Raw genomic sequence first — 12,409 nt, 5'->3', positions numbered from 1 at the left:
GGTTGTTGAGTAGTCACCCCCGACCAATTCTCTACCGGCCGGTAAGCCCTAGGCTCGAACCATGCGCCGAGCAAAAATCGTCTGCACCCTGGGACCCGCCACCGACTCGTACGACCAGATCAAGGCACTGGTCGAAGCCGGAATGGACATCGCCCGCTTCAACCTCAGCCACGGCACCCACGCCGAACACGAGGAGCGCTACCAGCGCGTGCGAAAGGCCTCCGAGGAGACCGGCCGCAGCGTCGGCGTCCTCGCCGACCTTCAAGGCCCGAAGATCCGCCTCGGCCGCTTCCGCGAAGGACCCGTACTACTCGAACGCGGCGACGAGTTCACCATCACCGTCGAAGACGGCGTCGAAGGCGACCGGCACGTCTGCGGCACCACCTACGACGGCCTCGCGGCCGACGTCACCACCGGCGAGCGCATCCTCGTCGACGACGGCAAAGTGACACTCGAAGTCACAGCGGTCGACGGGCCCCGCGTCACCACCACCGTCGTCGAGGGCGGCATGGTCTCCGACCACAAGGGCCTCAACCTCCCCGGCGTCGCCGTCTCCGTCCCCGCGCTCTCCGACAAGGACGAGGAAGACCTCCGCTGGGCCCTGCGTTCAGGAGCCGACGTCATCGCCCTCTCCTTCGTACGCAGCGGACGCGACATCGAAGACGTCCACCGCATCATGGACGAGGAGAACCGCCGCCTCCCCGTCATCGCCAAGGTCGAGAAGCCGCAGGCCGTCGAGAACATCGAAGACATCGTCGCCGCCTTCGACGGCATCATGGTCGCCCGCGGCGACCTCGGCGTCGAAATGCCTCTCGAACAAGTGCCGATCGTCCAGAAGCGCGCCATCAAACTCGCCAAGCGCAACGCCAAGCCGGTCATCGTCGCCACACAGATGCTCGACTCGATGATCGACAACTCCCGCCCCACCAGGGCCGAGGCGAGCGACGTGGCGAACGCCGTCATCGACGGCACCGACGCCGTGATGCTCTCCGGCGAGACGAGCGTCGGCAAATACCCCATCGAAACGGTCAAGACGATGGGCCGCATCGTCGAAGCAGCGGAGGAGGACATCCTCGCGAAGGGCCTCCCCCCACTCACGGAGCGCAGCAAACCCCGCACCCAGGGCGGCGCCGTCGCCCGCGCCGCCGCCGAAATGGGCGACTTCCTCGGCGCCAAATTCCTCGTCGCCTTCACCCAGTCCGGCGACACCGTCCGCCGCCTCTCCCGCTACCGCTCACCCATCCCGCTCCTCGCCTTCACCCCCGACAGGGCCACCCGCTCCCAGCTCAACCTCACCTGGGGCGTCGAGACCTTCCTCGGCCCGCACGTCGACTCCACCGACGCGATGGTCGACCAGGTCGACGAGTTGCTCCTCAAGATCGGCCGCTGCGAGAAGGGCGACATCGTCGTGATCACGGCCGGCTCCCCACCCGGCGTCTCCGGCTCGACGAACCTGGTCCGCGTCCACCACATCGGCGAGGACGACAGCCCGGAGTAGCGAGCCGCAGGGTCGAGGGGGTCGCAGGGCGCAGCAAAAAGCGGATGTTCACGAGAACGTGAACATCCGCTTTTGAGCTCAAACCTTGGGATCGAAGGTAAAGTGCCCCGGGTGGGATTCGAACCCACGCTGGATGGTGTTTGAGACCACTGCCTCTACCGCTGGGCTACCGGGGCATCCTTCGGAACGAAGGTCAGCGGAGACCCGCTGTGCCTCAAACATACAGGAGCTAGGTAGGCTCAAGGCAAGCAGTAGCCTGCCCCGCAACGAGGAGCCCCCGTGACCGCCCCCGAGTCGCCCCAGCCCACCGACGCGTCGGACGACGACGACCAGTCGCACGTGCCTCCGGTGACGACCCGTGTCGTCATCGCCGAGGACGAGGCCCTGATCCGGCTCGACCTCAAAGAGATGCTGGAGGAAGAGGGCTACAGCGTCGTCGGCGAGGCCGGTGACGGTGAGAAGGCCGTCGAGCTGGCCCGTGAGCACCGGCCGGACCTCGTGATCCTGGACGTGAAGATGCCCGTCCTGGACGGCATCTCCGCGGCGGAGAAGATCGCCGAGGAGTCCATCGCCCCCGTACTGATGCTCACCGCGTTCTCGCAGCGCGACCTCGTCGAGCGGGCCCGCGACGCCGGCGCGATGGCGTACCTCGTGAAGCCGTTCAGCAAGAGTGACGTCGTCCCGGCGATCGAGATGGCCGTCTCGCGGTTCACGGAGCTGAAGGCGCTGGAGAAGGAGGTCGCGGACCTCTCGCAGCGCCTGGAGACGCGGAAGCTGGTGGACCGGGCGAAGTCGATCCTCCAGACGGAGTACGGCCTGACGGAGCCGGCCGCGTTCCGGTGGATCCAGAAGACGTCGATGGACCGTCGTCTGTCGATGCAGCAGGTCGCGGAGGCGGTCATCGAGGACGCCGAGGAGAAGAAGGCGTCGAAGGGCTGAGTCTCGCCCCTTGAGTTTGAGTACGTGCGAGGAGGCCCGCACCCCCGGCCGGGGGTGCGGGCCTCCTCGTATGCCCTGGAGCGAGCGGGGCTCAGTCCTCGCCCAGGTACGCCTTCCGCACCGACTCGTCGTGCAGGAGGTCGCCCCCCGTGCCGGAGAGGACGATCCTGCCGACTTCCATGACGTGCCCGTGGTCGGCCAGCGAAAGGGCCGCCTGGGCGTTCTGTTCGACGAGGAGGATCGTCGTGCCGTTGGCCTTGAGCTCGGCGATGGTGGCCATGATCTTCTGCATCATGATCGGCGAGAGGCCCATGGAGGGTTCGTCGAGCATGAGGAGTTTGGGCTGGGACATGAGGGCGCGGCCCATCGCCAGCATTTGCTGCTCGCCGCCCGACAGGGTGCCCGCCGCCTGTTTCTTCCGTTCTCCGAGGATGGGGAAGAGTTCGTAGGCGCGCTGGATGTCCTTTTCGATGCCTGCTTTGTCGGAGCGGAGGTAGGCGCCGAGGCGGAGGTTGTTCTCGATGGTCATGCGGGGGAAGATGTGGCGGCCTTCGGGGGAGTGGGCGAGGCCCTGGGCCACGATCTGGTCCGCGCGGTATTTGCGCAGGGGCTTTCCGTTGAACTTGATGGAGCCGCCGACCGGCTTCAGCAGGCCTGAAAGCGTCCGGAGCGTCGTCGTCTTGCCCGCGCCGTTGGTGCCGATGAGGGTGACGACTTCGCCTGCCTCGACCTTGAAGCTGATGCCTTTGACGGCTTCGATCTTGCCGTAGGCGACGCGGAGGTCCTCGACCTCAAGGAGTGCGGTCATTTGTTGTTCTCCTCGAAGGGCTCGCCGAGGTAGGCGGCGATGACGCGGTCGTCCTGTTGGACCGTCTCACTGGATCCTTCGACGAGTTTTTCGCCCTGGACGAGGACGGCGACGCGGTCGCAGAGGTTGAAGATGAAGCGCATGTCGTGCTCGATGACGAGGACGGCGATGCCCATGTCGCGGATGGCGAAGACGAGTTCCTCGGTGGCGCGGGTTTCCTGCGGGTTCATTCCCGCCGTGGGCTCGTCGAGGAGGAGCAGGCCGGGTTCACTGGCCAGGGCCCGAGCGATCTCCAGCTTGCGCTGTTCTCCGTAGGGGAGGTTGCGCGAGAGGTGTTCGGCCTTTTCGGCGAGGCCGACGAATTCGAGGAGTTCCATGGCGCGGGCCTTGGAGGCCGCCTCGGCGCGGTGGAATCCGGGGCCGCGCAGCAGCGCCGACCAGAGGCCTTCCTTCGTCCGGGTGTGGCGGCCGACGAGCACGTTCTCCAGGACCGTCATATTGGCGAAGAGACGGATGTTCTGGAAGGTGCGGGCGATGCCCGCGGCGGTGACCTTGAAGGACTTGGCGGGCAGGACGGTGCCCTTGTAGCGGACTTCGCCCTCGGTGGGGATGTAGAGGCCGGTGAGGCAGTTGAAGAAGGTGGTCTTGCCGGCTCCGTTGGGTCCGATGAGGCCGACGATCTCGCCGGTGTTGACGGTGAGGTCGACGGAGCGTACGGCGGTGAGGCCGCCGAAGCGCATGGTGACGCCGCGGGCGTCGAGGACGGTTTCGCCGGTCGGGGCGGCCGGTGTGGGGTCCTTCTTGGTGGTGTCCGTGGTCATGGGTCAGACCCCCGTCTTGCTGAGGACTGCGGGTGGCGGCGTCTCGCCGGGCGGGAGCTCGGATTCGTGGAATTCGAGTTGGCGGCGGCGGTTGGGGATGAGTCCTTCGGGGCGGAAGCGCATGAGGAGCGCGAGGGCGAGTCCGAAGGCGAACAGCTGGTAGTCGCCGAGGAACTGGAGCTTGTTGGGGATGAGATAGAGGAGGGCGGCACCGACGAGGGGTCCGCTGATGGTGCCCATGCCGCCGAGGACGACGGCCGCCAGGAGGAAGGCGGAGTTGGGCGGTACGGAGTTGGCGAACTGGTACTGCTCGGGTGTGACGGTGTAGGTCACGTGGGCCTGCACGGTGCCGGCGAGTCCGGCGAGCGAGGCGCCGAGGGCGAAGGCGATGAGTTTGACGCGGAAGCCGTTGATGCCCATGGCGAGCGCGGCGGTCTCGTCCTCGCGGATGGCGACCCAGGCGCGGCCGATGCGGGAGTCTCCGCTGCGGCGGAAGACGAGGACCACGACGAGGGTGATCAGGAGCATCAGGAAGAAGTAGTTCGCGAAGCGGCCGATGGTGAAGCCCGCGATGCTGTGCTCCAGGCCGAAGTCGAAGCCGAAGATCTTCAGGTTCGGGACGGAGGAGATGCCGTTGGAGCCGTTGGTGATGTCGGGCCCGGAGGAGCCGTCGGAGTTGTTGGCCGCGATCCGGAAGATCTCGCCGAAGCCGAGGGTGACGATGGCGAGGTAGTCGCCGCGCAGGCGCAGGGTGGGGGCGCCGATGAGGACGCCGAAGACGAGGGACGCGCCGGCGCCGACGAGGATGGCGGCCCAGAAGGGGAGGTGGACGTCGAAGGGTGAGGCGGGGGATCCGGAGACCATGGACGCCGCGTAGGCGCCGACGCCGAGGAAGGCGACGTATCCGAGGTCGAGGAGGCCCGCGAGGCCGACGACGATGTTCAGGCCGAGGGCGACGGTGGCGAAGATGAGGATGTAGACGCCGATGGTGGCGTACTGGTCGTCGCTCTGGGTGAAGGGGAAGGCGGCCGCGGCGAGGAACGCGCCGATGAGGGTGATGTTGCGGTGCCGCGCGGTGTAGACGGAGACCTGGGCGACGACCCCTGCCTTGGCGAGTGCGGCGAAGCCGAAGCCGACGGTGAGGAGGAACCCGACGAAGAGTTCGTCGTACTCGGTGCCGATGCCGTAGGTGAAGACGAGCAGGCCGGTGGCGAGCGCCGCGATGATGATCAGGATCTCGAGGTACGAGTTGAGCTTGCGGGGCGGGGCCGGGGTGTCGGCGGCGAAGGCGCCCTTGACGATGATGCGGGCGTTGCGCGCGCGGTGTTTGTACTGCTCCCAGGTGCTGTCCTCTTCGTCGACCGGGTAGGTGTGCGGTCGCTGGAAGGGGAGGGCGAGGGCGCCGGTGAGGGCGATGAGGGTGGCGATGCCCGCGATCCAGCCGCCGGGTTCGAGGTTGGCGAGTCCGCCGAGCGTCTTGGCGATGGCGAAGATCGTGTACCAGGTGGTGGCGAAGGCGGCGAGTGCGGCGTATTTGAGAGCGGCGTCGGCTCCGGCGGGGGCGAGGGCGCGCAGGCCCTTCATGCCGTAGGAGGCGAGTCCGTAGAGGGTGGTGAGGGCGCCGGCGATGAGGACGAGCCATTGGAGGCCGCCGGGGTAGCCGTAGACGGTGAGGTCGCCGGGGAACCGGGCGGTCCAGGTCCAGGCGAGGAAGGCGGAGACGATGGTGAGGACGCCACCGCCGGTGGCGAGTGCGCGGGCGGGGCCGACGGGGATGGGGATGAGCCCGGTGGCCGGCTTGTCCTTGTGCGGGCGGGGGCTGTCGGCTGCTGTGGTCTGTGTGGTCATGGTTGTCACGCCCTGTCCGCGACGCGCTCGCCGAGGAGGCCTTGGGGCCTGACGAGGAGGACGACGATGAGGAGTACGAACGCCCAGACGTCGGCCCAGGACTGGCCGCCGAGCTTGTCCATGCCGGGGACGTCGTTGATGTAGGCGGTGGCCATGGATTCGGCGAGTCCGAGGACGACGCCGCCGATCATGGCGCCGTAGATGTTGCCGATGCCGCCGAGGACGGCCGCGGTGAAGGCTTTGAGGCCGAGGATGAATCCCATGCGGAAGTCGATCTGGCCGTATTTGAGGCCGCGGGCGACGGCGGCGATACCGGCGAAGGCGGCGCCGATGGCGAAGGCGACGACGATGACGCGGTCGGTGTTGATCCCCATGAGCTTGGCGGTGTCGGGGTCCTGCGCGGTGGCCTGCATGCCGCGGCCGATGCGGGTCTTCATGACGAACCAGCCGAGGGCGACCATGCAGATGGGCGCGGCGATGAGCAGGAAGATGTCGCCGGGCTGCATCGTGACGGAGCCGATGTGGATGGAGCCGCCGGGCAGTTCGGGGAAGGAGCGGGCCGACTTGGCTTCGGGGTACCAGGCCCAGACGGCCTGCTGGAGGGCGAGGGAGAGGCCGATGGCGGTGATGAGGGGGGCGAGGCGGGGGGCTTCGCGCAGGGGTCGGTAGGCGAAGCGTTCGGCGCCGACGGCGATGGTGGTGGAGACGAAGATGGCGCCTATGAGCATGAGGGGGACGGCGGCCCACATGCTGGTGTCGGCGGGGAGCCAGATCCAGACGGTGAGGGCGCCGAATCCGCCGGTCATGAAGATCTCGCCGTGGGCGAAGTTGATGAGCTGGACGATGCCGTAGACCATTGTGTAGCCGATGGCGATCAGGCCGTACATGGATCCCAGTAGCAGGCCGTTGACCAGCTGTTGCGGCAGTTCGTGCACCGCAGGTCCTCCGAGTCTTTCGTGGCGACGGATGCGACGCCGCGCGGGGCGCTTGCCTGCGGCGCCCCGCGCGGGGTTGTCGTGTGGGCTACGGGCCGGGGGGTCAGTTGCTCCCGGTGTATGTGCCGGATTCGACGGGCTTCCAGCCGGTCTTCGGGTCGGTGGACTTGACCTGGTAGACGGTGAGCTGCTTGTTGGTGGCGTCGCCGTATTCGTCGAAGGAGACCTTGCCGGTGACGCCGTCGAAGGAGACGCTCTTCATGGCGTCGATGACCTTGGAGCGGGCGTCGTCGGGGAGTTTGCCGTCGTTGTCGTCGACGACCTTCTTGACGGCTTCGATGATGGCCCAGGCGCTGTCGTAGGAGTAGCCGCCGTAGGCCTCGTAGGCTTCCTTGAAGCCGGCTTTCTTGTAGTTGGCGATGAACTCCTTGGCCGAGGGGAGTTCTTCGACGGGCTGGCCGACGGAGGTGGCGTAGTCGCCGACGCCCTGCTTGCCGGAGAGTTTGATGAAGTCGGCGCTGTAGATGCCGTCGCCGCCGACGAGCGGGGCTTTGGATCCGGCCTGTTTCATCTGCTTGCTGAGGGGTCCGGCCTGCGGGTATTCACCGCCGTAGTAGACGAGGTCGGCGTCGGAGTTCCGGATCTTGGTGGCGACGGCGCCGAAGTCTTTGGTGTCCGGATTGATGTGTTCGGTGCCGACGACCTTGCCGCCGAGTTTGGTGAACTCGTCCTTGAAGGTGGCGGCGAGTCCGGCGCCGTAGGTCTTCTTGTCGTCGACGACGAAGACCTTCTTCTTCTTGGCCTTGTTGTACAGGTACTGGGCGGCGAAGGGCCCTTGGATCGCGTCGGTGGTGGCCGTGCGGAAGTAGGACTTGTACGGGCGCACCTTCTTGCCGCCGTTCCAGTCCGCGCCCTGGGTGAGGGCCGGGTTGGTGTTGGCGGGGGAGACCTGCACGAGTTTGGCGTCGTCGAAGACCTTCTGCATCGATTCGGCGACGGAGGAGTTCAGGGGGCCGACGGCACCGAGGACGTCCTTGTCGGCGACGAGCTTGGTGGCGTTGGTCTGGCCCGACGAGGGCTGACCCTGGTCGTCGAGGGCTTCGATCTTGAACTTGATGCCGTCGACGTAGTTCTTCTCGTTGGCCTGCTTGGTGGCGAGGTCGACGGAGTTGCGGATGCCGAGGCCCAGCGCGGAGAGCTCGCCGGTGAGTGGCGCGTCGACGCCGATGACCACGGTGGTGCCGCCGCCACCCTCGTCCCCGTCGTCCTTGTCGTCGCGCGAGCCACAGGCGGTGAGGGTGAGAGCCCCCGCGGTGAGTGCTGCGGTGATGGCTATGAGCGAACGTTGACGCACGATCAGTCCTTTCCCCTGGCACGGCTGTCCCTTGTTGGGATGCCGAGTCGAGCGCGGAACCGAACTGACAGGAATCCGGTGGGCGCGGTGACTGGCCGTGACTCTAAGGGCGGCTTTGTTCTTGGTGGAGTGGTCGGACCAAGGCTGTGACGCTCTTGTTATGCCACGGAGTATTCCGGGCTGGAACGCGGGGGGCGGTTGGGGCTGAATATGGCCTTGTTCGGTGGATCTCGACGTATCCGCATGCTGAGAATCCCCAGCGCAACCGGCAGGACTGTAAAGCTGTTTCGCTCATGACAGTGGTGTTCGTGGGCATGCGGCCGCGAGGGCGCCGGAAAGATCATTCGCGTATTCCGGACCCAGGATGTAACTCTGCTTCTCGTTTGCGCGCGTATTACGCAGCGTTACTTCCAGGAAAGGGAGTCCGGCATTCCGTGGCACTTCTCCACATTCGCGAATGTGCATCCTGATGATCAACTTCCGGGGTGATCCCGTTTTGACCGCGAAAGGTGTGGGTGGGGAGGTGCTGACCGAAAGGGCTGCGGACGGCTGGCCGACCCGGCGGACGGTCACCGGCGGCCCCGACTCCTGGGTGAAGGTCACGGCGAACGTGAAGTTCCGCTCCCCGGCGCGGGGGCGCGACATCTCGCCCGCGTACGCCACCGACACGCTCTGCGACGGCCAGGGCGGGGGCGGGGCGGGTGGTGGTTCCGGCCGGGTGAGGTAGAGGCTCAGGCCGGCGGCGCCGGTGAGCGCGGCCGCTGCGGCGGTGAGCGCGGTGCGGCGGTGGCGGAGGCCGCGCGGGTCCGGCCGGAACGGGCGCGGCGGGGCGGACGCGCGGTCGTAGGTGTCCTCGCCCGGCTCGACGGGGCCGATGGCATTCACGTCCACGGCCCGCCGCTCGGCCCGCCGTCGCGGTACCGCTCCGCGCACCGCTCGCGGGCCTGACGTGCGATCAACCTCCGTCCCGCGGCGGCCGATTCGCGCCTGCGCTCGGCGCGCGCGGCGTCCAGGATGTCGCGCAGGATCATGTACTGCCCGTTCGACAAGCCCATCGACTGGTAATCGCCGTAGGTCGTGTCACCCGAGTCGTAGATCTGCCGGGCCCACTTGGTGATGATCGTGGTGCACAGGTCGGCGGGGGCGGTGGTGCCGGGGGAGGGGCTGGGGGTGCGGGCCGCGTCGGAGCCGTCGGGACCGGAGCTCCCGCATCCGGTGGCGACGGGGACGGTGAGGGCGGTGGCGAGGGCGAGCGCACAGAGCGATATCCGGTGCCTCATGCACCGACGCTAGACCGGAGCCGCACGCTCCGACAGGGTGCGGTCCGAGATGGTGCGGGCGCCCGCCCTCGCCCGGCCCCCGGGTCAGCCGGTCGCGCCCGCGGCGCCGGTCGCGGCCGCCGGGCCGGCGTCCCGCAGCATGCACGTAAGGCGCGCGCTGCACACCCGCTTGCCCTGCTCGTCGGTGATCACGATCTCGTACGTCGCCGTGGAGCGGCCCCGATGCACGGGCGTCGCCACCCCGGTGACGAGGCCGGAGCGGGCGCCGCGGTGGTGTGTGCAGTTCAGGTCCACGCCGACGGCGAGCTTGTGCGCGCCGCCGTGCAGCATCGCGCCGACCGAGCCGAGGGTCTCCGCGAGGACCGCGGAGGCGCCGCCGTGCAGCAGGCCGTACGGCTGGGTGTTGCCCTCGACCGGCATGGTGCCGACGACGCGCTCCGCCGAGGCCTCCAGGACCTGCACGCCCATACGGGTGTCGAGGTGTCCCGCCGAGAACAGGGAGGGCAGGTCGACCCCGAGCGAGGCGTACTCGTCGATGACCTCCTGCGGGAACTTCACGCTGTGCTGCTCACCCATGGGGCCCGGCTCCGTTCGTTCGTCGTCACACGCGTCACCTGCTGCTGAGCAAACGCTCAGTCGAGCGACGATTGTTCCAGGCGTACGACGACGGACTTGCTGGCAGGGGTGTTGCTGGTGTCCGCGGTGGCGTCGAGCGGCACCAGGACGTTGGTCTCCGGGTAGTACGCGGCGGCGCAGCCGCGGGCCGTCGGGTAGTGCACGACGCGGAAGCCGGGGGCGCGGCGCTCGACGCCGTCCTGCCACTCGCTGACGAGGTCGGCGTACGTCCCGTCGGCGAGGCCGAGCTCCGCGGCGTCGTCCGGGTGGACGAGGACCACGCGGCGGCCGTTCCTGATGCCGCGGTAGCGGTCGTCGAGGCCGTAGATCGTGGTGTTGTACTGGTCGTGGGAGCGCAGGGTCTGCAACAGCAGCCGTCCCTTCGGGACGGCGGGGTATTCGACGGGGGCCGCGGTGAAGTTGGCCTTGCCGGTGGCGGTGGGGAAGCGGCGCTCGTCGCGCGGGGCGTGCGGCAGGGTGAAGCCGCCGGGTCGGGCGATCTTCGTGTTGAAGTCCTCGAAGCCGGGGACCACGCGCGCGATGCGGTCGCGGACGGTGGAGTAGTCCTTCTCGAACTCCTCCCAGGGCGTGCGCGAGGCGCTGCCGAGGACGCGGCGGGCCAGGCGGCAGACGATGGCGGGCTCGGAGAGCAGATGCTTGCTCGCGGGCTCCAGGCGGCCGCGTGAGGCGTGGACCATGCCCATGGAGTCCTCGACGGTGACGACCTGCTCGCCGCTGCCCTGGAGGTCGCGCTCGGTGCGGCCGAGGGTGGGCAGGATCAGGGCGCGGGCGCCGGTGACGGCGTGGGAGCGGTTGAGCTTCGTCGAGACGTGGACGGTGAGGCGGGCGCGGCGCATGGCGGCTTCGGTGACGTCCGTGTCGGGGGAGGCGGCGACGAAATTGCCGCCCATCGCGAAGAACACCTTCGCTTCGCCGTCACGCAGGGCCTTGATGGCGCGGACGACGTCGAGGCCGTGGTGGCGGGGCGGAGCGAAGCCGAACTCCTTCTCCAGGGCGTCGAGGAACGCGGGCGCGGGGCGCTCGAAGATGCCCATCGTGCGGTCGCCCTGCACGTTCGAGTGGCCGCGGACGGGGCAGACGCCGGCGCCGGGGCGGCCGATGTTGCCGCGGAGGAGGAGGAAGTTGACGACTTCGCGGATGGTGGGGACGGCGTGCTTGTGCTGGGTGAGGCCCATCGCCCAGCACACGACGGTGCGCTTCGAGGCGAGCACCATGCGCAGCGCCTCCTCGATGCGGTCGCGCTCCAGGCCGGTGGCCCGCAGGGTGTCGTCCCAGTCGGCGTCCCGCGCGGCTCGGACGAATTCCTCGTACCCATGGGTGTGCTCGCGGACGAACTCCTCGTCGACGGCGCCCTCGGTCTCCAGGATGAGTTTGTTGAGGAGGCGGAAGAGGGCCTGGTCACCGCCGAGGCGGATCTGAAGGAAGAGGTCGGTGAGGGCGGTGCCCTTGAGCATGCCCTGCGGGGTCTGGGGGTTCTTGAAGCGCTCCAGGCCGGCCTCGGGCAGCGGGTTGACCGTGATGATCCTCGCGCCGTTGTTCTTCGCCTTCTCCAGGGCGGAGAGCATGCGCGGGTGGTTCGTGCCCGGGTTCTGGCCGGCGACGATGATCAGGTCCGACTTGTAGAGGTCCTCCAGGAGGACGCTGCCCTTGCCGACGCCGATCGTCTCGGTGAGCGCCGAGCCGGACGACTCGTGGCACATGTTCGAACAGTCGGGGAGGTTGTTCGTGCCGAGCTCGCGGGCGAACAGCTGGTAGAGGAACGCCGCTTCGTTGCTGGTCCTGCCCGAGGTGTAGAAGACGGACTCGTCGGGGGAGTCGAGCGCCGCGATCTCCTCGGCGATGATGTCGAAGGCCCGCTCCCAGGAGACCGGCTCGTACCGCTCGGCGTCCTCCGCGAGGTACATGGGGTGGGTGATGCGGCCCTGCTGTCCCAGCCAGTAACCGCTGCGGGTGGCGAGGTCGGCCACGGGGTGCGCGGCGAAGAAGTCGGGGGTGACGCGGCGCAGCGTGGCTTCCTCGGCGACGGCCTTCGCGCCGTTCTCACAGAACTCCGCCTTGTGGCGGTGGTCCGGCTCGGGCCAGGCGCAGCCGGGGCAGTCGAAGCCGTCCTTCTGATTGACGCGGAGCAGGGTGAGGGCGGTGCGGCGCACACCCATCTGCTGCTGTGCCGCGCGCAGGGTGTGACCGATGGCGGGCAGCCCCGCGGCCGCGTGCTGGACCTCGGCGACCTGCGGCGCGTCCTGGACCGGATCGCCCTTGGGCGGCTTGCTTGCCATGGTCGGCTCCCCTT

General features: G+C 68.3%; 11 protein-coding genes and 1 tRNA gene. 3 read left to right on the top strand and 9 right to left on the bottom strand.

Annotation, left to right across the window (positions count from 1 at the left end):
- Window positions 1–61: 61 nt before the first annotated feature.
- Window positions 62–1,498 carry a pyruvate kinase gene (pyk, locus tag ACZ4Z4_RS18660; RefSeq protein WP_468328136.1) on the top strand — a complete coding sequence of 479 codons (1,437 nt, stop codon included), beginning with the start codon at window positions 62–64 and terminating at the stop codon, window positions 1,496–1,498.
- 103 nt (window positions 1,499–1,601) lie between these two features.
- Here the strand turns inward: pyk and ACZ4Z4_RS18655 are convergent.
- Window positions 1,602–1,674 (bottom strand) — tRNA-Leu (locus ACZ4Z4_RS18655).
- Window positions 1,675–1,777: 103 nt separating this feature from the next.
- Here ACZ4Z4_RS18655 and ACZ4Z4_RS18650 point away from each other — a divergent pair.
- Window positions 1,778–2,437 (top strand): ANTAR domain-containing response regulator, encoded by a 660-nt coding sequence (locus ACZ4Z4_RS18650; RefSeq protein ID WP_365356649.1) that lies wholly within the window; start codon window positions 1,778–1,780, stop codon window positions 2,435–2,437.
- Window positions 2,438–2,528: 91 nt separating this feature from the next.
- Here ACZ4Z4_RS18650 and ACZ4Z4_RS18645 read toward each other — a convergent pair whose 3' ends face one another.
- The 5 genes from ACZ4Z4_RS18645 to ACZ4Z4_RS18625 all read right to left on the bottom strand — a co-directional run bounded on the left by ACZ4Z4_RS18645 (window position 2,529) and on the right by ACZ4Z4_RS18625 (window position 8,203).
- Complete coding sequence (locus ACZ4Z4_RS18645; protein ID WP_468328134.1) at window positions 2,529–3,245, bottom strand: ABC transporter ATP-binding protein; 717 nt, start codon at window positions 3,243–3,245, stop codon at window positions 2,529–2,531.
- Window positions 3,242–4,066, bottom strand: coding sequence for an ABC transporter ATP-binding protein (locus tag ACZ4Z4_RS18640; protein WP_468328132.1), 825 nt, complete (start codon window positions 4,064–4,066; stop codon window positions 3,242–3,244). Before ACZ4Z4_RS18640 ends, ACZ4Z4_RS18645 begins: the two co-directional genes overlap by 4 nt.
- Window positions 4,067–4,069: 3 nt before the next feature.
- On the bottom strand, window positions 4,070–5,914 hold the full coding sequence (locus tag ACZ4Z4_RS18635; protein WP_468328130.1) for a branched-chain amino acid ABC transporter permease: 1,845 nt from the start codon (window positions 5,912–5,914) through the stop codon (window positions 4,070–4,072).
- Between the two features lie 5 nt (window positions 5,915–5,919).
- Complete coding sequence (locus ACZ4Z4_RS18630) at window positions 5,920–6,849, bottom strand: branched-chain amino acid ABC transporter permease (RefSeq protein WP_468328128.1); 930 nt, start codon at window positions 6,847–6,849, stop codon at window positions 5,920–5,922.
- Between the two features lie 103 nt (window positions 6,850–6,952).
- Window positions 6,953–8,203, bottom strand: a complete 1,251-nt coding sequence (locus ACZ4Z4_RS18625; RefSeq protein ID WP_468328126.1) for a branched-chain amino acid ABC transporter substrate-binding protein — start codon at window positions 8,201–8,203, stop codon at window positions 6,953–6,955.
- A gap of 523 nt (window positions 8,204–8,726) precedes the next feature.
- Between ACZ4Z4_RS18625 and ACZ4Z4_RS18620 the strand changes: the two genes are divergently transcribed.
- On the top strand, window positions 8,727–8,930 hold the full coding sequence (locus ACZ4Z4_RS18620; RefSeq protein WP_468328124.1) for a hypothetical protein: 204 nt from the start codon (window positions 8,727–8,729) through the stop codon (window positions 8,928–8,930).
- A 154-nt stretch (window positions 8,931–9,084) separates the two neighbouring features.
- Here the strand turns inward: ACZ4Z4_RS18620 and ACZ4Z4_RS18615 are convergent, their stop codons facing one another.
- The 3 genes from ACZ4Z4_RS18615 to ACZ4Z4_RS18605 form a co-directional block, all read right to left on the bottom strand.
- Window positions 9,085–9,483 carry a hypothetical protein gene (locus ACZ4Z4_RS18615; RefSeq protein ID WP_468328122.1) on the bottom strand — a complete coding sequence of 133 codons (399 nt, stop codon included), beginning with the start codon at window positions 9,481–9,483 and terminating at the stop codon, window positions 9,085–9,087.
- 84 nt (window positions 9,484–9,567) lie between these two features.
- Window positions 9,568–10,059 (bottom strand): PaaI family thioesterase, encoded by a 492-nt coding sequence (locus tag ACZ4Z4_RS18610; RefSeq protein ID WP_468328120.1) that lies wholly within the window; start codon window positions 10,057–10,059, stop codon window positions 9,568–9,570.
- A gap of 56 nt (window positions 10,060–10,115) precedes the next feature.
- Window positions 10,116–12,395: an FdhF/YdeP family oxidoreductase gene (locus ACZ4Z4_RS18605; protein ID WP_468328118.1), complete on the bottom strand. Its 2,280-nt coding sequence runs from the start codon at window positions 12,393–12,395 to the stop codon at window positions 10,116–10,118.
- Window positions 12,396–12,409 lie beyond the last annotated feature (14 nt).

Source organism: Streptomyces sp. NPDC030245 (assembly GCF_055572995.1).
Note: the sequence above shows the minus strand (reverse complement) of the source record. Positions and strands in the feature narration are given on the sequence as shown.

Bases quoted from the DNA above. Each gene is read 5' to 3' on its own strand.
- ACZ4Z4_RS18615 (WP_468328122.1), bottom strand. From the start codon at position 9,483: ATGAGGCACCGGATATCGCTCTGTGCGCTCGCCCTCGCCACCGCCCTC.
- ACZ4Z4_RS18640 (WP_468328132.1), bottom strand. From the start codon at position 4,066: ATGACCACGGACACCACCAAGAAGGACCCCACACCGGCCGCCCCGACC.
- ACZ4Z4_RS18610 (WP_468328120.1), bottom strand. From the start codon at position 10,059: ATGGGTGAGCAGCACAGCGTGAAGTTCCCGCAGGAGGTCATCGACGAG.
- ACZ4Z4_RS18635 (WP_468328130.1), bottom strand. From the start codon at position 5,914: ATGACCACACAGACCACAGCAGCCGACAGCCCCCGCCCGCACAAGGAC.
- ACZ4Z4_RS18645 (WP_468328134.1), bottom strand. From the start codon at position 3,245: ATGACCGCACTCCTTGAGGTCGAGGACCTCCGCGTCGCCTACGGCAAG.
- ACZ4Z4_RS18605 (WP_468328118.1), bottom strand. From the start codon at position 12,395: ATGGCAAGCAAGCCGCCCAAGGGCGATCCGGTCCAGGACGCGCCGCAG.
- pyk (WP_468328136.1), top strand. From the start codon at position 62: ATGCGCCGAGCAAAAATCGTCTGCACCCTGGGACCCGCCACCGACTCG.